This window comes from Methylobacterium sp. Leaf106 (assembly GCF_001422895.1).
Classification (GTDB): Bacteria; Pseudomonadota; Alphaproteobacteria; order Rhizobiales; family Beijerinckiaceae; genus Methylobacterium; species Methylobacterium bullatum.
In genome coordinates, this window is sequence record NZ_LMNB01000001.1 from 433,715 (window position 1) to 459,055 (window position 25,341).

Annotated in this window: 27 protein-coding genes; 15 read left to right on the forward strand and 12 right to left on the reverse strand. The window is 66.2% G+C overall.

Translation table 11 applies throughout. The annotated features are described in order from the left end of the window. Window positions 1-380: 380 nt before the first annotated feature. Window positions 381-1,082 carry a response regulator transcription factor CtrA gene (gene ctrA / locus ASF34_RS02195; RefSeq protein WP_018042682.1) on the forward strand — a complete coding sequence of 234 codons (702 nt, stop codon included), beginning with the start codon at window positions 381-383 and terminating at the stop codon, window positions 1,080-1,082. 412 nt (window positions 1,083-1,494) lie between these two features. Here ctrA and ASF34_RS02200 read toward each other — a convergent pair whose 3' ends face one another. The 6 genes from ASF34_RS02200 to chpT all read right to left on the reverse strand — a co-directional run bounded on the left by ASF34_RS02200 (window position 1,495) and on the right by chpT (window position 8,144). Next, window positions 1,495-2,370, reverse strand: a complete 876-nt coding sequence (locus ASF34_RS02200; RefSeq protein WP_056158225.1) for a CheR family methyltransferase — start codon at window positions 2,368-2,370, stop codon at window positions 1,495-1,497. Then, window positions 2,367-3,536, reverse strand: a complete 1,170-nt coding sequence (gene cheB, locus ASF34_RS02205) for a chemotaxis-specific protein-glutamate methyltransferase CheB (RefSeq protein ID WP_018042679.1) — start codon at window positions 3,534-3,536, stop codon at window positions 2,367-2,369. Before cheB ends, ASF34_RS02200 begins: the two co-directional genes overlap by 4 nt. Window positions 3,537-3,616: 80 nt before the next feature. After that, complete coding sequence (locus tag ASF34_RS02210; protein ID WP_018042678.1) at window positions 3,617-4,000, reverse strand: response regulator; 384 nt, start codon at window positions 3,998-4,000, stop codon at window positions 3,617-3,619. Window positions 4,001-4,023: 23 nt separating this feature from the next. Next, complete coding sequence (locus ASF34_RS02215; protein ID WP_026175731.1) at window positions 4,024-4,512, reverse strand: chemotaxis protein CheW; 489 nt, start codon at window positions 4,510-4,512, stop codon at window positions 4,024-4,026. Between the two features lie 38 nt (window positions 4,513-4,550). Then, window positions 4,551-7,265: a hybrid sensor histidine kinase/response regulator gene (locus ASF34_RS02220; protein ID WP_056158227.1), complete on the reverse strand. Its 2,715-nt coding sequence runs from the start codon at window positions 7,263-7,265 to the stop codon at window positions 4,551-4,553. Between the two features lie 144 nt (window positions 7,266-7,409). Next, window positions 7,410-8,144 carry a histidine phosphotransferase ChpT gene (gene chpT / locus ASF34_RS02225; protein WP_056158229.1) on the reverse strand — a complete coding sequence of 245 codons (735 nt, stop codon included), beginning with the start codon at window positions 8,142-8,144 and terminating at the stop codon, window positions 7,410-7,412. A gap of 192 nt (window positions 8,145-8,336) precedes the next feature. Here chpT and ASF34_RS02230 point away from each other — a divergent pair, with 192 nt between their 5' ends. Then, window positions 8,337-9,206 (forward strand): 3'(2'),5'-bisphosphate nucleotidase CysQ family protein, encoded by an 870-nt coding sequence (locus ASF34_RS02230; RefSeq protein WP_056158233.1) that lies wholly within the window; start codon window positions 8,337-8,339, stop codon window positions 9,204-9,206. Window positions 9,207-9,216: 10 nt separating this feature from the next. Here ASF34_RS02230 and ASF34_RS02235 read toward each other — a convergent pair whose 3' ends face one another. After that, entirely contained in the window at window positions 9,217-9,693 is a 477-nt protein-coding gene (locus ASF34_RS02235; protein ID WP_244478864.1) for a YHS domain-containing (seleno)protein, read from the reverse strand. Between the two features lie 135 nt (window positions 9,694-9,828). On the opposite strand from ASF34_RS02235, the gene ASF34_RS02240 reads away from it, so the two are divergent. The 12 genes from ASF34_RS02240 to ASF34_RS02295 all read left to right on the forward strand — a co-directional run bounded on the left by ASF34_RS02240 (window position 9,829) and on the right by ASF34_RS02295 (window position 21,067). Next, a complete protein-coding gene (locus tag ASF34_RS02240) occupies window positions 9,829-10,461 on the forward strand; it encodes a DUF1134 domain-containing protein (protein ID WP_056144752.1) in 633 nt (210 codons plus the stop codon). A 142-nt stretch (window positions 10,462-10,603) separates the two neighbouring features. Continuing rightward, window positions 10,604-11,326: a hypothetical protein gene (locus ASF34_RS02245; protein ID WP_056158239.1), complete on the forward strand. Its 723-nt coding sequence runs from the start codon at window positions 10,604-10,606 to the stop codon at window positions 11,324-11,326. Between the two features lie 158 nt (window positions 11,327-11,484). Next, on the forward strand, window positions 11,485-11,757 hold the full coding sequence (locus ASF34_RS02250; protein ID WP_018042670.1) for a hypothetical protein: 273 nt from the start codon (window positions 11,485-11,487) through the stop codon (window positions 11,755-11,757). 113 nt (window positions 11,758-11,870) lie between these two features. Next, window positions 11,871-12,179: a hypothetical protein gene (locus tag ASF34_RS02255; RefSeq protein ID WP_018042669.1), complete on the forward strand. Its 309-nt coding sequence runs from the start codon at window positions 11,871-11,873 to the stop codon at window positions 12,177-12,179. Window positions 12,180-12,255: 76 nt separating this feature from the next. Beyond that, window positions 12,256-13,530 (forward strand): diaminopimelate decarboxylase, encoded by a 1,275-nt coding sequence (gene lysA, locus ASF34_RS02260; protein WP_056144296.1) that lies wholly within the window; start codon window positions 12,256-12,258, stop codon window positions 13,528-13,530. A 112-nt stretch (window positions 13,531-13,642) separates the two neighbouring features. Further along, entirely contained in the window at window positions 13,643-16,273 is a 2,631-nt protein-coding gene (locus tag ASF34_RS02265; RefSeq protein ID WP_056158242.1) for a TIGR02302 family protein, read from the forward strand. A gap of 99 nt (window positions 16,274-16,372) precedes the next feature. Next, the gene (locus ASF34_RS02270; RefSeq protein WP_056158245.1) at window positions 16,373-16,558 is read left to right on the forward strand and encodes a twin transmembrane helix small protein; all 186 of its coding nucleotides are present in this window, start codon (window positions 16,373-16,375) and stop codon (window positions 16,556-16,558) included. A 145-nt stretch (window positions 16,559-16,703) separates the two neighbouring features. Then, a complete protein-coding gene (locus ASF34_RS02275; protein ID WP_018042665.1) occupies window positions 16,704-17,321 on the forward strand; it encodes an acyloxyacyl hydrolase in 618 nt (205 codons plus the stop codon). A 32-nt stretch (window positions 17,322-17,353) separates the two neighbouring features. Continuing rightward, window positions 17,354-17,926, forward strand: a complete 573-nt coding sequence (locus ASF34_RS02280) for a cob(I)yrinic acid a,c-diamide adenosyltransferase (RefSeq protein ID WP_018042664.1) — start codon at window positions 17,354-17,356, stop codon at window positions 17,924-17,926. 220 nt (window positions 17,927-18,146) lie between these two features. Next, window positions 18,147-18,896 (forward strand): electron transfer flavoprotein subunit beta/FixA family protein, encoded by a 750-nt coding sequence (locus ASF34_RS02285; protein WP_056158248.1) that lies wholly within the window; start codon window positions 18,147-18,149, stop codon window positions 18,894-18,896. Between the two features lie 128 nt (window positions 18,897-19,024). Continuing rightward, window positions 19,025-19,975 carry an electron transfer flavoprotein subunit alpha/FixB family protein gene (locus ASF34_RS02290; protein ID WP_018042662.1) on the forward strand — a complete coding sequence of 317 codons (951 nt, stop codon included), beginning with the start codon at window positions 19,025-19,027 and terminating at the stop codon, window positions 19,973-19,975. A gap of 210 nt (window positions 19,976-20,185) precedes the next feature. Further along, window positions 20,186-21,067: a 3-hydroxybutyryl-CoA dehydrogenase gene (locus tag ASF34_RS02295; protein ID WP_018042661.1), complete on the forward strand. Its 882-nt coding sequence runs from the start codon at window positions 20,186-20,188 to the stop codon at window positions 21,065-21,067. 195 nt (window positions 21,068-21,262) lie between these two features. Here the strand turns inward: ASF34_RS02295 and ASF34_RS02300 are convergent, their stop codons facing one another. The 3 genes from ASF34_RS02300 to upp form a co-directional block, all read right to left on the reverse strand. Then, on the reverse strand, window positions 21,263-21,565 hold the full coding sequence (locus tag ASF34_RS02300) for a hypothetical protein (RefSeq protein ID WP_056158250.1): 303 nt from the start codon (window positions 21,563-21,565) through the stop codon (window positions 21,263-21,265). Between the two features lie 169 nt (window positions 21,566-21,734). Further along, the gene (locus tag ASF34_RS02305) at window positions 21,735-22,751 is read right to left on the reverse strand and encodes an NAD(P)H-quinone oxidoreductase (protein ID WP_056158252.1); all 1,017 of its coding nucleotides are present in this window, start codon (window positions 22,749-22,751) and stop codon (window positions 21,735-21,737) included. An 85-nt stretch (window positions 22,752-22,836) separates the two neighbouring features. Then, entirely contained in the window at window positions 22,837-23,499 is a 663-nt protein-coding gene (upp, locus tag ASF34_RS02310; RefSeq protein ID WP_018042658.1) for a uracil phosphoribosyltransferase, read from the reverse strand. 214 nt (window positions 23,500-23,713) lie between these two features. On the opposite strand from upp, the gene ASF34_RS02315 reads away from it, so the two are divergent. Next, window positions 23,714-23,980: a hypothetical protein gene (locus tag ASF34_RS02315; RefSeq protein ID WP_018042657.1), complete on the forward strand. Its 267-nt coding sequence runs from the start codon at window positions 23,714-23,716 to the stop codon at window positions 23,978-23,980. 77 nt (window positions 23,981-24,057) lie between these two features. Here the strand turns inward: ASF34_RS02315 and ASF34_RS02320 are convergent, their stop codons facing one another. Continuing rightward, on the reverse strand, window positions 24,058-24,513 hold the full coding sequence (locus ASF34_RS02320; RefSeq protein ID WP_056144279.1) for a DUF2852 domain-containing protein: 456 nt from the start codon (window positions 24,511-24,513) through the stop codon (window positions 24,058-24,060). An 82-nt stretch (window positions 24,514-24,595) separates the two neighbouring features. Continuing rightward, on the reverse strand, window positions 24,596-25,240 hold the full coding sequence (locus ASF34_RS02325) for a TetR/AcrR family transcriptional regulator (RefSeq protein WP_018042655.1): 645 nt from the start codon (window positions 25,238-25,240) through the stop codon (window positions 24,596-24,598). Window positions 25,241-25,341: the final 101 nt, after the last annotated feature.

Below are 25,341 nucleotides of genomic sequence, written 5' to 3' on the forward strand. Positions count from 1 at the left end.
CACTGCGTATATCGGGCACGAAGCGGTCCGTCGTCATTGGGTGGCGGATGCCTTTCGGTACCGGTCACGATGTGCCGCTTGGGAGTGTCTCTTGAGTTACATGTGACGACAAAGGCAAATCGATCAAGTGCTTAGCGGAATGTTTTGATGTAATGCATCTGCCGGCTCCTCACCTCGCGGGGCCAAATGACCGATCTGCGGCAGCATCATTTCTCGAGACATTCAAATCTGTGCTTGCCACCGAGAATCAGGTTTTGTTAACGATTAACCATTAGCGTTTCACGTCTATGACGAGGGAGCGTCCGCCACGGGCCGGTGGTGGACGAACGGCGGGGGCTTGCCCGAACGCTGAATACGGCCGGCTGGGCTGGGGACCGACGATGCGGGTACTTCTGATCGAAGACGACAGCGCGACCGCGCAGAGCATCGAACTGATGCTCAAGTCGGAGAGCTTCAACACCTACACGACGGATCTCGGCGAGGAAGGAATCGACCTCGGCAAGCTCTACGACTACGATATCATCCTTCTCGACCTGAACCTTCCCGACATGTCGGGCTACGAGGTGCTGCGCAACCTGCGCGTGGCGAAGGTCAAGACGCCGATCCTGATCCTCTCCGGCATGGCCGGCATCGAGGACAAGGTGAAGGGCCTCGGCTTCGGAGCCGATGACTACCTCACCAAACCTTTCCATAAGGATGAGCTGGTCGCTCGCATTCACGCGATCGTCCGCCGCTCGAAGGGCCACGCCCAGTCGGTCATCACCACCGGTGACCTGATCGTGAATCTCGATCAGAAGACCGTCGAGGTGACCGGCAGCCGGGTCCATCTCACCGGCAAAGAATATCAGATGCTGGAGCTTCTCTCGCTGCGGAAGGGCACGACTCTGACGAAGGAGATGTTCCTCAACCACCTCTATGGCGGCATGGACGAGCCAGAACTGAAGATCATCGACGTTTTCATCTGCAAGCTGCGCAAGAAGCTCGCCAACGCCTCCTCCGGCAAGAACTACATCGAGACCGTCTGGGGACGCGGCTACGTGCTGCGCGAGCCCAACGAAGGCGAAGAGCGCATCGCCGTCTGATCCGTCTCGCTTCGGAACTCGGAAAAAAAGGCCTCGCGTGAGCGGGGCTTTTTTGTTGGGCGATGGGTCTGCGAATCGGGACGCTGGCGAGACGAGAGACGGCTAGCAGTTGAGTGTCGACGAGGTCGGGCTCGATGCGGAGGTCGGCCCCTCCCCCGTTCGTATCGCCCCGGCGAGGCCAAAGGCCACGGTTGCGCCTGGCCTGCGTAAGGGACTGGAACCGGTGGCGCTTCTGCCAAGCCGCAGGCCGTCGCGGACTTGCGCGATCTCCGCTTCGGATCTCGTGTCGGGGATGGCGGATGCCGGAACCCACCGGACACGTGCGATCGATCCAGGCGCCGGCCGGCCGGGCTTTCGGAAGACGGCGACCTTGATCGATGCGCCTTAGCGGCCCAGGCCGGCAGGTCGTGACCTACAACCCCACGACCTTGCGCAGCATCGGTTGAGGCTGGGTGGCCAGGCCCGGCCGTGCGGCGCTCGGCGCCTGGCCGTAGAGCCCGCGATGCTGCGGGTGTGGTACGAGCCGGTCGGTGAGACCGATGACCGTCTCGGCGGCGCCCAGAAGGACGACGCCGTCCGGGGTCAGGCTGGAACTGAGACGTCCCAAGACGTCGCCCTTCGTCGGCGCGTCGAAATAGATCAGCACGTTGCGGCAATAGATGATGTCGAACGTCCCGAGCGAATCGAACGGATGCAGCAGGTTCAGGGGGCGGAAATCCACCATCTGGCGCAGGCTCGCGGAGATCCGCCATTGCTCGCCCACCTGCTCGAAATGCTTCAGCAGGGATTGCACCGGCAGGCCACGCTGGACCTCGAAATGGCTGTAGAGACCGGCCTTGGCCTTCTCCAGCACCTCGGTGGACAGGTCGGTGGCAACGATGTCCACCTGCCATCCGGCGAGGCGCGGCGCGGCGTCCTGGATCAGCATGGCCAGGGAATACGGCTCCTGGCCCGTGGAGGACGCCGCGCACCAGATCCGCAGGCGGCGCTGGGCCGCACGGCGCACCAGGGCTTCCGGCAGCAGCACGTCCCGGAACAGGTCGAAGGGGACGCGGTCGCGGAAGAAGAAGGTCTCGTTCGTGGTCATCGCCTCGACCACCGCGCGTTCCAGGCTCTGGTCGCGTGATGCCTTCAGCATGGTGACGAGATCGTGGAGGGTCGCGAGATTGAAGCGACGGCAAACCGGCGTGAGCCGGCTTTCGATGAGGTAGCGCTTCTCGGCGCTGAGGGCGAGGCCAGAGCGCGTCTTGAGGTAGCCGCGCAGGAAGTCGAACTCGAGGTCGGTCATGCGCCATGCCCCGTCAGGAGGTTGCGGAGTGCCGATCCGAGCTCACCGAGCGGCAGGACGGCCTGGGCGAGGCCCGCCTTTGCGACGCTGCCGGGCATGCCCCAGACGGTGCTGGTCGCCTCGTCCTGGGCGAGCACGGGCGCACCGGCATCCGTGAGGGAGCGCGCGCCGTTGGTCCCGTCCGATCCCATTCCGGTGAGGATCACGGCGAGGGCCGCCGCGCCGTAGAGGGCGGCGGCATCGTGGAACAGCACGTCCACCGCGGGTCGGCAGAAATTCACGACCGGTCCGTCGTCGAGCCGGATCGAGAGGTCGTTTCGGCTTCCCTGCAGGCCCATATGGCGGCCCCCCGGCGCCACGTAGATGCGGCCCGGCTGGATACGCTCGTCGGGCTTCCCTTCCGCGGCCGGCAGGCCGACTCTGGCACCGAGATGTTCGGCGAACACCGCCGTGAAGACCGGGGGCATGTGCTGGACGATCAGCACCGGGAACTGGCGCAGGGTGGCACTGCCGATCTTCTCCAGTACTTCACCGACCGCGCGCGGGCCGCCCGTGGAGGAACCGATGAGGAGGCAGCGCGGCGGGATCCCGGTGCGGGCCTTCGGGCGCAGGACGAACGGCGTCGCCGGTCGTTGAGCCGGCGCCGGGGCGATGTGGACCGCTCCCACCGCAGCCGGAGCCGCATGCGGTCGTCGCCGGGCACGGGCGGCTCCGAACACGCGGACGCGCTCGATCAGTTCGACGCGGAACGTGTCCGAGGTGGTGACGCCGCGATTGCTCTCCGGCTTGGCGAGGTAGTCGACGGCGCCGAGGGCGAGACATCGCAGGGAGATGTCGGCGTTGCGCGTCGTCAGCGTCGACATCATGACGACCTGGACGCCCGGGCTCTTGGCGAGAATCAGAGGCAGGGCCTGCGTCCCGTCGAGTTCCGGCATGTCGATGTCGAGGAGCACCACGTCGGGATCGGTGCGCGCCATGGAGTCCAGTGCGATCCGGCCGTTGGAGGCGGTCGCCACCACCTCGAATCCCGCCTCGCCGATCCATCGGGCGACGAGGCCGCGAACGACAGCCGAATCGTCGGCGATCATGACGCGCACACGAGCGGCGTTGTTCGCGGTGCCTCCCGCGGAGGGAGCGAAGACTGGAACGGAGGCGGCAGCGGCCATGGAACTCTACGCTTCGTCGTGATGACGGGGACTATTCAGCGACGATCCTGCGAGACCAGAGATCCACGCCGCCTTCCGTGTCAGGCGGCGTCGGCCTCCTGGCCGAAACCCACCTGTTCGAGCTTGGCCGTGACGATGTCGCGGTCGAAGGGCTTCATGATGTACTCGTCGGCGCCGGCATGCAGGGCCCTGGCGATGGCGCCGACGTCGTTCTCCGTGGTGCAGAACAAAACCTTCGGCACCATCCCGCCGGGGGTCTGGCGCAGGGCACGGAGGAACTCGTAGCCGTCCATGGTCGGCATGTTCCAGTCGAGCAGGATCACGTCGGGCATCGCTTCGATGCAGGCCGTGAGGGCCTTGGCGCCGTCCTCGGCTTCACCGACCTTGAAATTCATGGTCTCGAGGATGCGCCGCGCGACCTTCCGGATGACGGCGGAATCGTCGACGACGAGACAGTTTTTCATGGGGCTGTCCTCGATCTCGAAGGTCAGGCGGCGCCAGCGATGTCGCGCTGCGTTCCGAAGGCGAGAAGCGCATCGACATCGAGGATGACGAGGAGCCGGCCATCGAGGCGGTGCACACCGAGGGAGAGATTCCGCCAGCGGGAATCGAGGTTGATGGGCACCGGCTCGTGCGTGTCGCCTCCCAGCTTCAGCACCTCGCCGACACCGTCGACCACGAGGGCGAAGGTTTCTCCGCCCTGCTCGAGCCCGATCGCCATCTTCTGGCTATCGTCGGCACGATCCGGGAGACCGAGACGACGGCGCAGGCAAAGGGCCGTGACCACGCGTCCGCGCAGGTTGAGAAGACCGACGATCTCCGGCGGAGCCAGCGGTACGGGCGTCACCCCGGCGGGGATGAAGACGTCGTGAACCCGGTCGATGGCGAGGCCGAACATGGTGTCGGCGACGAAGACCGTGATGAAGTCGGTGATGGCGCCGTTCTCGACGCCCTTGTTGCTGTTGGCGGCCTGCATCATGGCTCAGATTGTCCGATCTCGTTCGAGGGCCAAGTTCAGGCGGCTTTGGGAAGGCTGACGATGTCGACTTCGCCGAGGGCCGAAATCAGCCCGCTGCGGTCGAACTTCGCCACCAGATCGAGGATCGAGAGGGATCGAGCCCGTTCGATGGCGTCGACGCCGACAGTGCCGGAGAGGCCGATGACCGGTAGCTGGGAGAGACGCTCGTCACCCTTCCGCATGGCGGCCACGAGGTCGAAGCCGTTTCGGCCCGGCATTTCCAGGTCGCACACCACCACGTCGATACGACCGTTGGCCATCAGCGTGGTGAGGGCGGCTTCCGCGCTTCCGGCGGTGATCACGTTGTAGCCGGCGGCCTTCAGGACCGGGCTGAGCATGTCGCGGAAGAAGGCCGAATCGTCCACGAGAAGCAGCGTCGCATTGCGCTTCTCGGGCTTGTGCGCGCCCCGTGCCCAGTCGTCATAGGCCAGCGGCAGGAAGTGGGCGATGTTGATGATCTCGGTGGCGCGTCCGCGCAGGACCGCCGAACCGATGAGGTCCGAACGCTCGGCTGCGATCTCCACGTCGAGACGCTCCTCGACGATGTCGATGATCTCGTCGACCACGAGGCCCATGGCCCGTTCGCCGTCCGAGAATACCACCAGGGCCTGCGTGCCTTCGCTCCTGATCTCGATCGATTGATCGGCCGGGACCAGCGGCATGAGCCGGCCGCGATACTGGATGAGCGGGCGTCCGCCGACCCACTCGATCTTGTCGGCTTCGATCTCCTCGAGCCGCGTGACGAGGGAGAGCGGTACCGCCTTGAAGCTGCCTCCGCCGCCCTTGAACACGAGCAGCGTCGCCTTGGCATCGGCGGCATCGGTCTCCTCCGGCTCGGCATCCACCGGGATGGCGCCCGTCTGCGTGCCCTGGCTGACCTGACGGGCGATGCCGTTGGGATCGACGATCAGGACCACCGCGCCATCGCCGAGAATGGTGTTGCCGGCGAAGAGCGGCAGGTGGCGCAGCTTGGACGACATCGGCTTCACGACGATCTCTTCCGTGTGGAAGACTTCGTCCACCAGGATGCCGAAGCGCTGGCGACCGACCTGTGCGACCACCACGAAACCGGAATCGATGCTCTCGGCATTCTCCTTCTGACCCAGCACCCCGGTGAGGGTCACGATCGGCAGAAGGCGCTCGCGCAGGCGCAGCACCGGCGAGCCGTTGATGCGCTCCACCTTCTGGGCGGTGGCCTTGTCGACGCGCACGAGTTCTAGCACGGCCACCTGCGGCACGGCGTAGCGAAGGTCGCCGGCCTTGACGATGAGGGCGGCGATGATCGCCAGGGTCAGCGGGATCTTGATGGTGAAGGTGGTGCCGCGGCCGAGCTGCGTGTTGATGTCGATGACACCGCCGATCAGCTCGATATTGGTCTTCACCACATCCATGCCGACGCCGCGACCGGAGACGGAAGTGACCGCCTTCGCGGTGGAGAAGCCGGGATGGAAGATGAACTTCGCCACCTGGGCGTCGGTCATCTTGTCGATGTCGCTCTGGCTCGCGACGTTGCGCTCCACGGCCTTGCGGCGGATGGCGGCGAGATCGAGGCCCTTGCCGTCATCGGCGATCTCGATCGTGATCGTGCCACCCTCGTGATAGGCGGCGAGACGGATCGTGCCACGGGCCGGCTTGCCCGCCGCCTTCCGGTCGGCGGTGGATTCGATGCCGTGATCGGCCGAATTGCGGACCATGTGGGTGAGCGGGTCCTTGATGACCTCGAGCACCTGACGGTCGAGCTCGGTCTCGGCACCGCTCATGATGAGCTCGATCTGCTTGCCGAGTTCCGACGAGAGGTCGCGGACCACGCGCGGCAGCTTCTGCCAGGCATTGCCGATCGGCTGCATGCGCGTCTTCATGACGCCTTCCTGCAGCTCGGCCGTCACGTGGCTGAGGCGCTGCAGGGGAACCTTGTAGGTCGAGTCGTCGTGGCGGCGGGCGATCTCGAGGAGCTGGTTGCGGGTCAGCACCAGCTCGGACACCATCGTCATGAGGTGTTCGAGTGTGTCGACGTTGACGCGGATGCTCTGGACCTTCGAGGCGCCGCCCTCTGATTCCCCGGAGGGAGCGTCCGACCCGTTCTTACGGTTGGCGCCCTTCGACGACGAATCCTCGGCGAGCGACGCAGGTTCGACCTCGGGAGCTGTGAATTCCGGCTGCTTCGGTTCGGCCATGGCGACGGGTGCCGGCTCCAGGGGGAGCGGCTCCGACAGGTCGGGACCTTCGGCTTCGAGGAAGGCGCGCTCCAGATCGTCGAGGGAGACTTCGCCGGGCTTCAGCTCACGAACGACGGGGTCGGGGAGTTTCGTTTCGACCACCGGGGCCGGCGCTACGAACGGGGCGGCCGACATCGCATCGAGGGCGTTGATCAGGTCGTCGTCGTTGCCGGTCGGCTCGGTGCCGGTGATTTCGAGATCGCCGAGGATCTGCTTGAGCCTGTCCAGCGTCACGAGGATGAGACTGACGGCGGGGCTGCTCACCGGCATGCCGTCGCGGAACTGGCCCATCAGCGTCTCGGCCGCATGCGCCAGCGCTTCGAGGCGCGGCAGGCCGAGGAAGCCGCACGTCCCCTTGATCGTGTGGACGAGGCGGAAAATGTTCCGGAGGATCGTCTGGTTGTTGGGATCCTGCTCGAAGCGGACGAGCTCGGCGTCCACGGTATCGAGATGCTCTGCGCTCTCGGTCAGAAACTCACGCAGCAAGTCATCCATTAGAGGCACTCGGTCCAGACGCGCACTAGGTTTGTGCGAGTTCCACCTTGAGGCCGACAGGTTAGTGAAGAGTTTCGAGAGAGAGACAAATTCACAAGTCGCGGCAGGATTTGATCCAGCCTGCCGCGACGGTCGTTCCGGCGATCAGGCGAGCGACGTCTCGGGCGGCTCGCTGTCGGAGGGGCGCGTATCCTCCAGGGGGCGCCCGGCGGGTGCCGCAGCCGGTGCGACGATGGCGGCCACCGGCTCGGCGCGGATCGTCACTTCGTCGCCCTCGATTCCGAAGCGGACGTTCATCGCGGCCGCGCGGGCCACGAGCCCGGCATAGAACGGCAGGATGCTGTGGGCGTCCACTGCGCCGTTCTCCGGCGTTCCCGCGATCAGATCCTCCACATGGGCGGGGATTCGGGCGTGCGACCCCTTCGATGTGATGACGATGGAGGGGGCCTCCCCGTCGCCGCTGACGACCACGTCGATCCGGCCGCCACGGGGAATGGTGGTGGTGGCGATCATCACGAGGTTGAGGAGGAGCTTGACCTTGTTCTTCGGATAGAGCGCCTGCGGTGCGCTCCAGGCCAGTTGGGTCTTCTCGTCGCCGAACATCCCGCGCGAGACTTTCTCGGCATCGGCCAGGTCGATCGACGCGCCCGCGGATCCGGCGGCGCCGAACGCGATGCGGGCGAATTGCAGCCGTGCCGAGGCCTGCTTCGCGCTCTTGCCGATCAGTTCGAGGGCGAATTCCCGCATCGAGGTGTCGCTTTCGTCCTCCAGGACTTCGAGCCCGTTCACGATGGCGCCGACCGGGCTGATGACGTCGTGGCAGACGCGCGAGCAAAGCAGCGCGGAGAGATCGAGGGAATCGAGATCGACGGGGGTCATCGTGCTCTCCGCACAGGGCAATGAAGGGGCCGCGGATGCGGCCGGTCCGTCGGCTTCGAGAGATGAAACCAACCGAGGGCGGCACCGATAGACGGCACAGGATGCTTTGAAAAGCGACGCGAGGAGTGCGTAGTCCGCTTCGGAGCCGACTCTAGAGTCGACAAGGCGCGGCTCGCAAGGCAAGACTTTCCTATGCCCCTCGATCCGCGGATGCGCGACAGCATCGCGACGACATTGACCGACATCGCCTGTGAAGCCGGCGACATCCTCCGCCGACATCATGGTGGCGACTGCGCGCACGTGATCAAGCCGGACGGGACTCCGTCGAGCGTCGCCGACATCGCATCCGAAAAGCTGATCTTCGATGCCCTGAGGCAACGCTACCCGACGATCCCCATCGTCTCCGAGGAATCCACTCACGACCTGCCGCCGGCCGACTTGTTCTTTCTCGTCGACCCTCTGGACGGCACGCGCGATTTTCTGGCCGGAAACCCGGATTACAGCGTCAATATCTGCCTGATCGAAGGGAACAGGCCGGTCGCATCGGCCGTGGCGGGTCCGGGCATCGGCCGCGTCTGGGGGGCCGGCGCCACGGCCTTCGAGGCGGTGATCCATCGCGGGCGACCGACGACGCGGAATGCGATCCGGGTCCGGAAGGTGCCGGAGGACGGACTCGTCGCCCTGGTCAGCCGGCGCCACGGCGATACCGAGACGGAGGCCTGCCTCGCGGGACTTCCCATCGGCCAGAGGCGCGGTGTCGCATCGGCCTTGAAATTCTGCCTCATCGCGTCCGGCGAGGCCGACATCTACGTCCGCTGCGGCCCGACCATGGAATGGGACACCGCCGCCGGGGACCATGTGCTGACCACCGCCGGCGGCTGCGTCATCGTGTCGTCGGGGCGTGAGATCACCTATGGCCATTACGGCATTTTCTACCGTAACGGCCCTTTCGCGGCCCTCGGAGATCCGAGCTATACGGGTCGCCTCGGCCTGCCCGATCGCGGGCCGAGCACGAGTACGGTCCGCCGGGGATCTGCCGCGCAGACCACGCCTTCCGTGTGAGAACGCCGTCTCAGGGTGGCGCGCCATCCTCGGTGAGCTTGCGCAGGGCCGGCCATTTCTCCTCCGCCGCCACGACGATGGCCGGCGACGCGACGACCCTCGAACGGTGTTCCCGATTGCGGAACAGGTAGAGACCCTCCCCCGCCGGACCGGCCAGGATCGCGAAGATCTGCGGGTCCGTGTCCACGATCCGGCCATCGAGCACCCCGATCGGATCGTAGCCGGACAGACGCGGCGCATAGGCGGAGGGCGCATCGCGGAAGGCCGCCAGGTTTCCCGGGCGCGAGAAACGCCAGGTCCGACCTTTCCAATCCCATTCGAAGGCCGGTTTGCCCGGTACCGGCTGTCCCTCGGGATCGAGGAAATAGCTGACCGCGTCGAACCCATCGAGGGCGATGAGTCCTGGCCGCGCGAAGGAGGCACGAGGTACGACGAGGCACGATGCCAGCGCGATTCCTGCAAGGTTACGGCGCGTTAACCCTATCATGCGGTACTTCATGCTCTAATCGGCGCTACGCGGGCTCGTGCCTCCGCTTGTCCCGGCTCGGACAAATCCGGCCAGGAGAATGTCGGCGAACGGGACGGATGTCGAACCTTGTGATGGGCGAACATGGTGCTCCGGATGACAGATCCTTCGAACCCCCTCGCCGCATCGGGCGAGCCCTCGCCGCTCACAGCCCGGCGCCGCGCTCTCATCCTCGGTGCAGCCGCAGCCGCCCTGCTCATCGCGGCGCCCGTAGCTCCGGCCCTGGCCTTCGACGAGCCGCCCCCCGGACGGTTCCGGCCCGCCGAGATCGTGGATAACGGGCATAAGTTCTTCGGCTCGATGTCGCGGGGTCTCGCCCTCACCGTGGAAGAGGCGACCCGGCGCTGGGGCGAGCCCAACGGCTACATCCTCGGGCAGGAAGCGTCCGGCGCCATCGTCGGCGGCGTCCGCTACGGCGAAGGCACACTCTATACACGCAATGCCGGGCAGCGCCGGATCTACTGGCAGGGACCGTCCATCGGGTTCGACCTCGGCGGCGACGGCGATCGCACGATGATGCTTCTCTACAACATGCCCTCGGTCTCCGGCCTCTACCGGCGTTTTGCCGGGGTCGACGGCTCCGCCTATTTCATCGGCGGGTTCGGGATGACCGCCGTGACGAATGACGGAATGGTGGTGGTGCCGATCAGGACCGGCGTCGGTGCGCGCCTGGGGATCAATGTCGGCTATCTGAAATTCACGTCGAAGCCGACCTGGAACCCCTTCTGATCCGACCCGACTCGTGGGCCTCGGCCGGCGGCGGTTCGTCTCGAACCCGTCAAAGGATTGGTCTCGCCTGGGGGATATGGTCTAAAGACATGCACGTCGCGGTCTGTCCGACCGCGCCAGGGGCTAGGAAGAGCATTCCCGCGTGATCGAAACCGTGATGATCTTCGCGCTCGGCTTCCTCGCTGCGAGCCTGTGCGCCCTCATGGTCCTGCCGGCCGTCAATGCCCGGGCGACCCGCCTCGCCAAGCGCCGGCTCGAAGGCCTCGTTCCCCTCTCCACCTCCGAAATCGCCGCAGAGAAGGATTATCTGCGTGCGCGTTTCGCCGTCACCCAGCGCCGCCTCGAGCGGAAGGTGGAAGCGGCGCGTGCCAGCCGCCATGCGGATATGGCGGCCATCGGGGCGCGGACCCTCGAGATCGCCGCTCTGTCGCGGAACGTGGAGGAGCGGGATGCCGCCCTGGCATCGACGCGGGCGACCCTGGACGGTGTCGAGCGCGACCTCGCCACCGCGCGCGCGGAGGGAACCCTCAGCCTCGCCACGCTCGAAGTTCTCGAGAACGCCCATCGCGATCTCCTCGACGATCTCCACGCCCTGCGCGAGGCGCGAGCGGCGCAGGCTGACGCGCCAGCCGACGACGAGGCGGGGCAGAACCTGCAGGAGCGCTACTCGGCGCTCCTCGCCGAATGTGAGGCCCTGCGCACGGCAAAGGCGTCTCCCGACGCTGAGATCGCCGCCCTTCGCCAGCGCATCGTCGAGGTGGCGGATTCGCTGCTGCGACAGAACCGGCTTCCGTCCGTCGATGTTTTCGCCATGCCGGGCTCGCAGGCCGGTTCAATTCCGGTGAAACAGACCGAACCCGTCTGATTTACCCGCGGGTGGAGAGAGGGCCGTTGCAGGCGGCCGGAGGAGTGGCGTAGAAGCCGCGTCTTCATGGGATGACCACCGGCGTGCCTTGTTTCGACCATGCAAAGGCATCATCGGGTTCGTTACATCCTCACTGTCTGAGACGGATCGCGTTCCCTATGACTTCCAAGATGACTTCGCTTGCCCTCGCACTCGTGACAGTGTCCGTGTTCTCGTCGGCGGCGGCCTTCGCCCAAGCCGCTCCCCAGACGAAGCGGGGCAACGAGACGCTCAAGAAGTATTGCACCGGCGATTACCTCACCTATTGCGGCAACCTCTCTCCCGACGATCCGGCGGTGGACAAGTGCTTCCAGACCAACTGGACCAAGCTGTCCGAGAATTGCCGCCGCGCTATCGACGCCTACGAGAAGACGGGCGGCAAGAAGGGCTGATCCCCTTCATTGAGGCCCCGGTGCCTCAGGCAGCACAAAGCGTGGCCGTTGCGCTCGCATCAGCGGGACGCAACGGCTATGATGCCGACGCCCGAGGCTCCGGACCCACGTTGATGTTGTTTCGTTCCCGACTGACGTTGCTCCTCGTTCTGGGCTGCGTGTCCCTGGCCGGCTCCGGCTGCGGCCGACGCGGTGCCCTGCAGGCCCCCGATACGCGGGCACCGGTGCAATCCTCCGGAGTCGGGCTCGGATCGTCCCCGGTGGCGGATTCCACCGCCGTGGCCGACGGCGACGATCTCGACCCCTCGGCGATTTCCGGCACGCCTCAGGCGATCAAGGAAGCGCCCGTGCAGACATCGAAGGGCGTCAAGCGCGGCTACACCATTCCCAAACAGCCCTTCATCCTCGATCCGCTGCTGTAGAGGATCGCCGGCGGGCCGACCGCCGCGCTCTCCTTTTCAAATCCGCGTTTCAGGATCCGCGTCCCAAGGCCCGTCGATGCACCATTTCCATTATCGCGACGGCCTGCTGGCGGCCGAGGATGTCGATCTGACCGGCCTGGCCGCGGAGGTCGGTACCCCGTTCTACTGCTACTCCACCGCGACGCTCGAGCGGCATTACCGCGTCTTCGCCGAGGCCTTCGCCGGGGACGACGCCCTCGTCTGCTACGCGATGAAGGCGAATTCGAACCAGGCGGTGCTCACCACGCTGGCGCGTCTCGGCGCGGGGATGGACATCGTCTCCGAGGGCGAGTTGCGCCGCGCCCTTGCCGCCGGCGTCGATCCGCAGCGGATCGTGTTCTCCGGCGTGGGCAAGACCCGCGAGGAGATGGCGGCGGCGCTGCATGCCGGCATCTACTGCTTCAACGTGGAGAGCGAGCCCGAGCTCGAAACCCTGTCCGAGGTGGCCTCTTCTCTTGGCGCGACCGCTCCGGTCTCCGTCCGGGTCAACCCGGACGTGGATGCCGGAACCCACGCCAAGATCTCCACCGGAAAATCCGAGAACAAGTTCGGCATCCCCATCGGGCGCGCGGCCGATGTCTATGCCCGCGCGGCGTCCCTGCCGGGGATCGCGGTGTCCGGCGTCGACATGCATATCGGCAGTCAGATCACCGATCTCGCGCCCTTCGCCCATGCGGCCGGGCTGCTGGCGGAACTGGCGCGCAGCCTGATGGCGCAGGGTCACCCCCTGCATCACATCGACTTCGGCGGTGGCCTCGGCATTCCCTATCGCGAGGACAACGCCCCTCCCCCGGAGCCCGCCGCCCTGGCGGAGATCCTACGCCCTCACTATCGGTCCCTCGGCCTGCGCCCTGTCTTCGAGATCGGCCGCATGATCGCCGGCAATGCCGGCATCCTGGTCACCCGCGTCCTCTACGTGAAGCGCACCGAGGGCCGTACCTTCGTCATCGTCGACGCGGCGATGAACGACCTCATCCGCCCGACGCTTTACGAGGCCTACCACGCCCTCCGTCCGGTCATCGAGCCCGGTGCCGACGCCCCACGCCTCGTCGCCGATGTGGTCGGACCGGTCTGCGAGAGCGGCGATTACATCGCGCTGGGCCGCGATATTCCCGATGTCGCACCGGGCGACCTTGTCGCCGTGATGACGGCGGGCGCCTACGGGGCTGTCCAGGCCGGAACCTACAATACGCGCCGCCTCGTGGCCGAGGTTCTGGTGAGCGGCGACCGCGCGGCCATCGTCCGGCCGCGTCAGACCTACGACGACCTCATCGGCCTCGACCGCGTGCCCGACTGGCTGCGGTCGGAATAGCCGCGCCCGCGATGCGGGTGGGCCGATTTGACCCGATCGCCGTGCGCCGCCACCATGCTAGGCTGACAGCGCGGGATGCGGCGAGCACTCACCGCCTCGGGAGCCCAGCAGAATGGACGAGGCCGACGCGACGACCTCCGGTGCGACCCAGATGACGACCCCGAAGCCGCCGGCCGCGCGAAGCCGGCTCGATCGGCTCGTGTCGCGATCGCAGGCCGCCGGGCTGTGGGAGCGGGCATGGCCCCTGCTCTGGCGGGGGCTCGCCGTGATCCTCGCCTTCCTGGCGGTCTCATGGCTGGGGCTCTGGCTCGATCTGCCACCGATCTGGCGGATCTCGGGGCTTTCCGCTTTCGCCGTCGCACTCCTCGCCGCGCTGGTTCCCTTGATCCGGCTTTCCCGCCCGAGCCGCCGGGATGCCCTCGCGCGGCTCGACCGCGATGCCGCTGCGGGCAATTCCAGCCTGTCCCACAATCCCGCTTCCGCCATCGAGGATACGCTCGCCGTCGGGACGACAGATCCGGCGACACAGGCTCTCTGGGCCCTGCACCAGCGCCGTGCGGCCGAGGCGGTGGCACGATTGAACGTCGGCCTACCGCGTCCGGGTATGCCGCGCCGAGACCCTTTCGCCCTGCGTGCGGGGCTCGTCGTGGCGGCGGTCGCCAGCCTGTTCGTCGCCGGCCCGGAATGGCGCCAGCGCATCGGCAGCGCCTTCGACTGGCACGAGGCCGCCGGCCCTGCACCGAGCTTTCGGGTGGATGCCTGGATCGATCCGCCGCTCTACACCCGGCTTCCGCCCCTCGTCGTCACCATGAACGGCACCGAGCAGCGCCTGCGCGCACCGGTGAACGCGACGCTGATCGTCCGGATCGCCGGCCAGGGCGATGTCGTGCTGACCCCGAATGCCGGTTTCAAGCCAATGCCTGGCAAGGAAGCGCGTCCGGACCTCCGTGAGGACCGCTTCCAGCTCGTCGGTGGCACCGCCGATCTCGTCATCGCCGCGGGCTCGGCGCCCACGCAGCATCTCATCGTCGAGACCATCCCCGATCTCGCCCCGGAAGTCAGGCGTATCGGCGGCCTGGAGGTGAATGCACGCGGTACCTTCAACCTGACCTACCGAGCCAAGGACGATTACGGCATTGGCTCGGCCGACGGGATCATCGAGCCCCTGGCCGGCGCGCGCTCCCTGGTTCCGGTGCCGAAGATGCCACTCGCCCTGCCTTCCGATGTGAGCGGGGACACCGACACGAAGACGCTGGTGGATCTGACCGACAATCCATGGTCCGGCGCGCGTGTCCGCCTCACCCTCGTGGTCAAGGACGAGGCCGGCCAGGAGGGGCGGACCGAGACGGCGGAGATCACGTTGCCGGCGCGGCCGTTCCGCGAGCCACTGGCGCGCGCCTTGGCAGAAGAGCGCCGACGCCTCGTCACCGCTCCCGACGAAAACCGGCGCCGGGTGCAGACAGCCCTCGACGCGCTGATGATCGCGCCGGACCAGTTCACACCGCAGCCGTCGATCTTCCTCGGGCTGCGCGCCGCATCCCGCCGGCTCAAAGCTGCGCGGACCGACGAAGCCCTCGTCGAGGTCGCCGACCTGTTGTGGGAGATGGCGCTCAAGATCGAGGACGGCGATCTGTCCGACGCGGAGAAGAGCCTGCGCGCCGCACAGGACAAGCTGAAGGACGCCATCGAGCGCAACGCGCCGGACGAGGAGATCAAGAAGCTGACGGAGGACCTGAAACAGGCCCTCGACAAGTTCATGAAGCAGATGGCCGAGCGCCAGCAGAAGCGGCCTCAGCAGCAGGGCGAGAAGGGCAAGTCGCAGCAGAACGCCAAGACCGTCACCCCGGACGATCTGAACAAGATGCTGAAGGACATGGAAGAGGCGATGAAGCGCGGCGACACCGCCGAGGCGCAACGCCTGCTCGAAGAGCTTCGCAGCATCCTCGAAAATCTTCAGACAGCCGAGCCGGGAGCCAAATCCGACCCGAATGGCCGTGAGATGAGCAAGCAGGCCGAGGAACTCGACAAGATGTCCCGCGAGCAGCAGGTGCTCCGCGACGAGACCTTCAAGGACGGCCAGAACAAGCGCGGCCAGCAGCCCGGGCAGAAGCAGGGCCAGAAGCCCCAGCGCGGCCAGCAGGGGCAGCAGCAGAATGGCGATCAGGGCCAGCAGGGCGGAGAGCAAGGGCAGCAAGGCCAAAAGGGTCAGAAGGGCCAGAAAGGCGAGCAGGGCCAGGGCGGCGCCGGCGAACGCCAGCAGGCCCTGCGCCAGCGGCTCGAGGATCTGCAGAAGCGGATGAAGGAGCTCGGGATGCAGGGCGAGGAAGGCCTCGCCGACGCCGAGGAGGCGATGCGCGACGCCGAAGGCGCCCTCGGCGAGGGCAAGGAAGGCGATGCCGTCGACGCTCAGGGCCGCGCCCTCGATGGCCTCAAGCGCGGGGCCGACGGGATGCAGAAGCAGATGGAGGAGATGGCCCAGGGCGAGGGTGAAGGCGAGGGCGAGCAGGAGGGCGGCGAGAACCCCAGTCAGCAGGGGCAGGCCGGCAATCGCGACGACGATCCGCTCGGCCGTCCGACGAAGGGCCGCGACCTCTCCGACGGCCGTGGCAAGGTTCCGACCGCCGACGAATCCGCGGTCCAGCGCACGCGCCGGATCATGGAGGAGTTGCGCCGCAAGCTCGGCGATCCGAGCCGGCCGAGAGAAGAGCTCGACTATTTCGAGCGACTGCTCCGGCGAAACTGAGGAGCGCATCCGTTCATCGGGTGCGATGCCCTGCCCTATGGGCTAGGGTAACACCGGAGCCATATGGGCTTCGTCCCCGCGTTCCGAGCCCGAGCCGTCATGTCCTCCAACTCCCTCGTCCTCGCCGCCTGTCTCGCCGTGGCCGTCGTGCTGTTGCTCGGCCTCGTCAACATGATGCGCGGCGGCAGCGCCAACACGTCCCAACGCCTCATGCGTCTGCGCGTATTGCTGCAGTTTCTGGCGATCGTCTTCATCATGGGCGTGGTGTGGTGGCGCTCTGCCTGAGCCACGATCACATCTCGGTGAGTGTGGCGGACGGGCCTCACACGCGATCTAACACGATGACGAGGCGGGATTACTGAGCCGCCGGACTGCCACCAGCGTATTTCAGCGTGGTAGGAAGGTTCCGTTCACTTTGGATCCGTCATCGATGCAAGCCATCTGCTCTCGCCTGGTCGCCGGCATTCTCGCCCTGCCTGTCGTGTGTTCCGCCCAGGCGGCCGATCTCGGATCGCCGCCTCCCGCCGCGGCCTACGTCACGCCTGTCCAGCCGCTGAGCATCGTCTCCGAGGTGCGTATCGGCGGGGCCGTCCAGGATCCCGGCAGCGCCGAGAAGAACACCAACGCCATCAACGGTGAGATCCTGTTCTACAAGCCAATCGTGAGCCTCGACCCGTTCTGGCAGGCCTTCGTGGCGCGCCCGACCGTGGGTGGCAGCTACAACTTCGATGGCCGCACCAGCTACGCCTATATCGGCCTGACCTGGACGGTGGACCTCTTCCCGCAGACCCTGAACAACCGGGTCTTCCTCGAAGGATTCTTCGGCGCGGGCGCGCATAACGGCTATACTGGCCTGAAAGCCAACGCACCGGCCGGCTTCAACTCCCTCGGTTGTAATCCGCTGTTCCGCGAAGCCGCGGCGCTCGGCTATCGTCTGACCGAGCATTGGAGCATCATGGCCACCGTCGAGCACATGTCGAATGCCGGCCTGTGCCACGAGAATCGCGGCCTGACGAATTTCGGCGGCAAGATCGGTTACACGTTCTAAGCCCGACGCCTGGATCTGAGATCGGATAACCCTTGGTCACCCTGAACCGCATCTACACGCGAACCGGCGACAAGGGCTCCACGGCGCTCGCCAATGGCGAACGTCGCTCCAAGGCGGATCTGCGGGTCGAGGCCTACGGGACGGTCGACGAGACCAATGCCTGCATCGGCCTCGTCCGGCTCCATGCCGATATCGTCCTCGACGCCATGCTCGGCCGCATCCAGAACGACCTGTTCGATCTCGGTGCCGATCTCGCGACCCCGGAAAGCGACGAGCCGCCGGCTTACGAGCCCCTGCGTATCGTCGCGAGCCAGGTGAAGCGCATCGAGGCGGATATCGACCTGCTCAACGCCGAGCTGTCGCCGCTGAAATCCTTCGTGCTCCCCGGCGGTTCGGCAGCCTCCGCCGCGCTCCATCTCGCCCGCACGATCTGCCGCCGTGCCGAGCGCCTGACGGTGGCCCTCGCTGCCGTGGAAGGCGAGCGCGTCTCGCCGGAGGCGCTGCAATACCTGAACCGCCTGTCGGACTTCCTCTTCGTGGCGAGCCGCACGGCAAATGCCAATGGAGCCGACGACGTGCTCTGGGTTCCGGGCAAGAACCGCTGAAGCGGGATATCTGGTAGACCGCATACAAGCGAACGTGGATTACGATTCGCATGTGTTCGACGCGGGGCTAGACTGTCGCACGCGTTGACAAGTCTGAAATCCCCCCGTTACGGTCCGCCGCTTCATTCCAAGAGGGTGCCCGGACCTTCGACCGCGTCGAAGGCCCCTCGCGCGCTGCGCCGGCCCTTGCCAAGAAAATCATTGGAGGATTGTGACCGCCATGAAGGTTCTGGTGCCCGTCAAGCGGGTCGTCGACTACAACGTCAAGATCCGCGTCAAGGCCGATGGTTCGGGTGTCGAACTCGCCAACGTCAAGATGTCGATGAACCCCTTCGACGAGATCGCCGTCGAAGAGGCGATCCGTCTCAAGGAAAAGGGCAAGGCGACCGAGATCGTCGCCGTGTCCATCGGCCCGCAACAGGCGCAGGAGACGTTGCGCACGGCTCTGGCCATGGGTGCCGACCGGGCGATCCTGGTGAAGACCGACGGGCTCGTGGAGCCGCTGGCGGTGGCCAAGATCCTGAAGGCAATCGTCAAGAAGGAGGCCCCCGGCCTCGTCATCCTCGGCAAGCAGGCCATCGACGACGATTCCAACCAGACCGGACAGATGCTGGCCGCCCTGCTCGACTGGCCACAGGGCACCTTCGCCTTCAAGCTCGAATTCGGCGAGGGTTCGATCGACGTCACCCGTGAGGTCGATGGCGGCCTGCAGACCGTCACCCTCGCCCTGCCGGCGATCGTGACTACGGATCTGCGCCTGAACGAGCCGCGTTACGCGTCGCTGCCCAACATCATGAAGGCGAAGAAGAAGCCTCTCGAGGAGCTCAGCCCCGATGCCCTCGGCGTCGATGTGACGCCCCGGGTCAAGGTGCTGAAGACCGTCGAGCCGGCCGGACGCAAGGCGGGCATCAAGGTCGGCTCTGCGGCCGAACTCGTCCAGAAGTTGAAGGGCGAAGCCTCGGTCATCTGAGCTTCGCGCTCGCGCATCGGCCGTCGCAGGATGGCCGGTGCCGGCCCACAATCCCTCCCTTCGGCCGCATACCGGCGCGACGCCGCGACGGATGCCAGGCCGCACCGCAATGAGGTTCGACACATAGCATGGCCATTCTCCTCCTCATCGAGCACGATAACGGCGCCGTGCGCGACGCCAGCCTGAAGGCACTCTCCGCCGCCAAGGAAATCGGCGGACCGATCCACGCCCTGGTCGCCGGTGCGGCGAGCCGCCCGGCAGCCGATGCCGCCGCCGCCCTCGACGGTGTCGACAAGGTGCTGCTGGCCGAAGACGCCGCCTACGACCACGCTCTGGCCGAGCCGACGGCCGCGCTGATCGTCTCGCTCGCGGGCGATTACGACGTGATCATCGCCGCCGCCTCCACCACAGGCAAGAACGTGCTACCGCGCGTGGCCGCCCTCCTCGACGTGGCGCAGATCTCGGACATCATGAGCGTGATCTCGCCCGACACGTTCGACCGGCCGATCTATGCCGGCAACGCGATCCAGACCGTCCAGGCCGCCGAGGGCAAGAAGGTCATTACGGTCCGCATGGCGGCGTTCAAGGCCGCTGCCGCCGGGGGATCGACGGCCCCGGTGGAGCCGGTCTCGGCGAGCGCGCCGGCATCCTCCAAGTCGACCTTCAAGGGCGAGGAGATCGCTCAGTCCGACCGGCCCGAACTGGCCGCTGCCAAGATCATCGTCTCGGGCGGCCGCTCGCTCGGCTCCTCGGACAAGTTCAAGGAGCTCATCGAGCCATTGGCCGATGCCCTCGGGGCGGCGGTGGGCGCCTCGCGCGCCGCGGTCGATGCCGGCTACGCTCCCAACGACTGGCAGGTCGGACAGACCGGCAAGGTCGTGGCGCCGGACCTCTACGTGGCGGTGGGCATCTCCGGCGCAATCCAGCATCTGGCCGGAATGAAGGACTCGAAGGTCATCGTCGCCATCAACAAGGACGAGGACGCGCCGATCTTCCAAGTGGCGGATTACGGCCTGGTCGGCGACCTGTTCCAGATCGTCCCCGAGCTTCAGGCCGAGATCGCCAAAGCCAAGGGCTGATCCCGGGTCCCGGAACCACGACAGGACTTCGCCGCGGGCATCTGCGACGGAGTTCTTTTCCCATTTAAGCGCTTGCCCGGGCTGCACCTCAGCGAGAAAATGATCTAGGAATTTTGTGCGCCGCATTTCAATTGCGGTGCCAACGCCTCGATCGCTAGGCGGGCGTTCTGCGGCCGAACCGGCCGCGCCTCAGGGGTGCGAGTTCAAGCGATGGCCATCGAGATCAAGACCGTCGGAATCATCGGCGCCGGCCAGATGGGAAGCGGCATCGCCCATGTCTGCGCCATGGCCGGGCTGGACGTGCGGCTGAACGACCGCGACACCGCCCGCATCCATAGCGGGCTCGCGACGATCGACGGCAATCTGGCACGTCAGGTCTCCAAAGGCACGATCACCGATGAGCAGAGGCGCAGTGGCGTCGCCCGTATCCTCGCCGCCGAAAGCTACGACGACCTCGCCCCCTGCGATCTCGTCATCGAGGCGGCGACGGAAGACGAGGCGACCAAGCGCCAGATCTTCACCGCCCTGTGCCCGTCGCTGAACCCTGATGCCATCGTGGCGACCAACACGTCGTCGATCTCGATCACGCGCCTCGCCGCCGCGACCGACCGGCCGGAGCGGTTCATCGGCATCCATTTCATGAATCCGGTTCCGGTCATGCAGCTCGTGGAGCTGATCCGGGGCATCGCCACGGCGGACCCGACTTACGTCTCCGCCAAGGCCTTCATCGCCAAGCTCGGCAAGACCTCCACCATGTCGGAGGATTTCCCGGCCTTCATCGTCAACCGCATCCTGCTGCCGATGATCAACGAGGCGATCTATACGCTCTACGAGGGTGTCGGCTCCGTGGAGGCCATCGACACCGCGATGAAGCTCGGCGCCAACCATCCGATGGGCCCGCTGCAGCTGGCCGATTTCATCGGTCTGGATACCTGCCTCTCGGTGATGCAGGTGCTCTACGAAGGGCTGGCGGATTCGAAGTACCGTCCCTGCCCGCTTCTGGTGAAATATGTCGAAGCCGGCTGGCTCGGCCGGAAGACGAAGCGCGGCTTCTACGATTATCGCGGCGAAGTCCCGGTTCCGACCCGCTGAGAGGCGGCAGGCCGGGAAAGCTCAAGCCCAGAGTGAGAGTCGTGGCTCATCGGGCGAAGATTTCTTGCGAGTGATCTCGCCAGATCAACGACGCTTCTCAAAAAAAACGCTACGGCTTCGACGCGGTTAAGTCCGCCGCAATGCCGTAGCGCGCTGTCGTCGTTGCCGGTCGTTAGAACCGACATGACCTCTGGCCTATTTCTGGCCACCGTTAGCCGACGGCTGGGCCGGCGCCGGGTAGGCCGGGTTGCCAGCGGGAACGTTGCCGGTGTTCGCGGACGACGCTCCGTTTCCAGCCCCATTCACGGAACCGGTAACTTGAGCGCGGGAGGCGTCCTGGCTCTGCGACGCGTAGTCCTTCGGGGAATTTGCACCCTGCCAAGTCATCAGACCGGCGATCGCGATGGCGAGGAGGACGAGGCTGCCGATCAGGACGTAGAGGACCGGCTTGCCCTTCTTGCCTTGACGTGCGTTCTGGCCGTCGAGTCGTTCTGCCATGGAAAACCTTTCGGAGCTCGGCCGAGTGCGGCCGTCATGTTCAACCTGAGACATTGATGTCCCATCTGGTGACTTGAACGCGACGGCTGAGCTCCCTGTTCCGACGCGATCGGCCCTGGCGAAGGCATCTGACGGAAAAGCCGCACCGCTATCGAGGTGAAGTCCTGCTTCAGCGCCCGGTCGTCAGCATGATCTTGCCCAGATGCGCGCTCGACTCCATCAGCGCATGGGCCTCGGACGCCTTCTCCAAGGGGAAGGTGGCGTGGATGATCGGCTTCATCCGGCCGTCGGCGAGGAGTGGCCAGATGTCCCGACGCAGGCCCTCGGCGATGGCCGCCTTTTCTGCTTTGGGACGCGCCCGCAGGGTCGCACCGGTGAATGTAAGCCGCTTCATCATGATCGGCGTCATGCTGAAGCTCTCGACCTTGTAGCCTTGCATGAAGGCGATCTGCACGAGGCGTCCCTCGATCGCCAGGGAGGCGAGGTTGCGGGCGAGGTAGGGCGCGCCCACCATGTCGAGGATGACGTCGACGCCCTTGCCCTCGGTGAGGCGCTTGATCTCCTCGGCAAAATCCGTCTCGCGGTAATTGATCGCCTCGTCGGCGCCGAGCTCCTTGCAGAACGTGCATTTCTCGGTCGAGCCGGCGGTGGCGAAGACCCGCGCGCCGTGCAGCTTCGCCATCTGGATCGCCGTAGAACCGATGCCGCTCGATCCGCCATGGACGAGGAAGCTTTCGCCCGGCTTCAGACGTCCGCGCTCGATAACGTTGCTGTAGACGGTGAAATAGGTCTCCGGCAGTCCGGCGGCCTCGATCAGCGAGAGCGGAGCCGGGCGCGGCAGGCATTGTCCGGTCTCGGCCACGGCGAATTCGGCATATCCGCCGCTGATGGTGAGGGCGCAGACCTCGTCGCCGATGGCGAAGCCCTCAGCCCCCTCGCCGAGGGCCGCGATCCGGCCGGCGACTTCGAGGCCCGGGATTTCGGTGGCGCCCTTCGGCGGCGGATATTTGCCTTCGCGTTGCTGGATGTCGGGCCGGTTCACGCCGGCCGCGACCACTTCGATGAGCACCTGGCCGGGACCGGGCTGGGGCAGCGGCACCGTCTCGAGCCTCAGGACGTCCGGCCCACCTGCTCCCGCGAACCGGATCTGGCGCATGGTCTCTGGCAGGTCTGGGCTTGAGGTCATCGCATCACATCTCCGGTTGGCGTGACCCGTCATGTGCGGCCGGAGGGCGGGTTGGCAAGGGCGCAGTTGGTAAGCGAGGACTGTCTCAACGGGTGCCGTACATCCGGTCGCCGGCATCCCCGAGGCCGGGCACGATATAGCCGTGGTCGTTGAGGTGGCTGTCGATGGAGGCGGTCCAGACCGGCACGTCGGGATGCCTCGCCTGGAGCTTGGCGACGCCTTCCGGCGCGGCGAGAAGGCAGACGAAGCGCAGGTCGCGCGCGCCGCGCTGCTTCAGGAGGTCGATGGCGGCGATGGCGGAATTGGCCGTGGCGAGCATAGGGTCGAGGACGAGGACGGTGCGGTCGGCGAGGTCGGACGGTGCCTTGAAATAGTATTCCACCGCCTCAAGCGTCTCGGGGTCGCGATAGAGCCCGACATGAGCGACGCGCGCGGAGGGCACCAGCGAGAGCATGCCATCGAGGAAGCCGACGCCCGCGCGCAGGATCGGGGCGAGAACCAGCTTCTTGCCCGCGATCTGTGGCGCTTCCATCGCCTGGATTGGGGTTTCGATCGTCACCCGCTCCAGGGGAAGGTCGCGGGTGACCTCATAGGCGAGGAGCATCCCGATCTCGTTGAGGATCTGGCGGAAGCCCTTGGTCGAGCGCTCCTTCTGTCGGAGCAGGGTCAACTTGTGCTGGACCAAGGGATGGTCGACCACCGTGACCGTCGCGCGGATCTCCGCGCCGGTAACGTCCGTATTCGCCATCGCCTTCACTCCCCCAAGAAGCGGCCCACCGTGCCACGAGCGGCACCGGCCCGACCCCACGCACTTTTGAACTCCCGCCCTTATGGCCCCCCGGGGCATGAAAATCCGATAAAGAAGCGCGGCCATGACGCGGTGGGGGCGCGTCCCGGTCGTCGGAGCGAGGCAAACAGGGTGGTCCGGATCGTCGATGAAACTTATCCGAAACAGCACGCCCATGAGCAAGTCCGCCCGTAACGACCGGGTCCGCTATCGCGCCACGTTCCTTAACACGCTCGGGGCGTCCCTGGTGATGGTCGGCTTCTTCCTGCCGGGGATGCGGCTCTACGAGGGGTATGACCACCGCCTGTCCCGCGCCGAGGCGTGGAGCGTCTCGCTGCGGTTCTTCCAGACCGAGCCGGGTGCGGTGAGCGTGACGGCGCTGATCCTCGGCTTCTGCCTGCATTTCATTGCCCTGCATCACCTGAAGAAACTGCAGGATTGATCGGGCCGCTGGACGAACGAAAAAGGGCTCCCGGCATCGCTGCCGGAAGCCCTCCGTGACCCCGGATGGGGTATCGATCAGACGTTCTGCGTCGGGCCGCTCGTATTGCGCTTGGCCATGAAGGCGTCGAACTGCTCGCGGTCCTTGGCGCGCTTCAGTTCCTCTACGAACTCGGCGAAGGCGCGGCTCTCCTCCTGCAGCGCCTTGCGCTGGGCGTTGAGCCGGTCGAGCTCGGCGCGGCGGTAATCGTCGAAGGCGAGGTTACCGGTGCCGCGCAGATCCGCGGCCTCGAACGCCTGGGCAAAGCGCGATTTGCGCATGCCCGCCTGCCAATCAGAGCCGCGGCCGATCATGCCGCGCAGTTCGGACAATGCCGGGTAACCCGCCACCTTCCAGGCGATGTAGGCCGCCGCCAGCGGCCACCAGTAGAAGAACGCGACGACGACGGCTCCGATCTCGAAAGAGCGGCGGGGAAACGGACCGCTGCGGCAGGCTTTGCCGGTGGCCCAGGGAGAGGTCGAGGAAAAGCTCACGGCTCACAGCTCCGATGTTAATGTGAACCACATTTACTTGCGAACGCGACGTGGTGGTTTCAAGGGTCGTTTTCAGAGAGTGTCAGGCCGAGTGTCGGGGACGACCCGCGCCATGGACGAGGGCCAGCACGCCGGCGCGTAACAGCTCGTATTTATCTGGCATGCCCGGCCCCTTCGGCAGATGGCCGGAGGCCGAGAGCGTGGCGAGCCCGTGCGAGAGGGCCCAGACTTCCAGGGCGACGAAACGAGGCTCGACTCCGCCGAAGCCATCCGGAAACGTCGATTTCAGCGCTTCAAGCAGAAGGTCGAAGGGGCTGGGCCTCGGCGGGACGTCGGAGGCTGCTTGCTCCGCCGTCATCGGGGCGCCACGCGTCTCGAAGATGGCGGCATAATAGCCGGGCTCTTCCTCCGCGAAGGCGAGATAGGCCTCCCCCATTCGGGTGAAGCGCTCCAGTGGTGTTCCGCGCGAGGTGAGTGAGCGTGCCAGACGCTCGGCGAGGTCGGTGAAGCCACGGCCGGCCACCTCCTCCAGCAGAGCTTCGCGACCCCGGAAATGGCGATAGAGCGCGGCCGGTGTCACGCCGACGAGGCGAGCCGCATCCACCAGGGTGAAACCGCCCACACCACGTTCGGCGATGAACCGGCGCGCCGCTTCGATCAGCGCCTCTTTGAGGTTGCCGTGATGGTAGCTTCGCCGGTCTCCCGGTCCTTCTCGCCAGGGTCGCACTGGATTCCATCCTCGGGCGATCGCCGGCCAGCGGCTGCACCTTTGCCGCGACTCTGCCGGGATGGCCCTCCCCTAACACGCGGAGCGCGCTTTTCGACCCT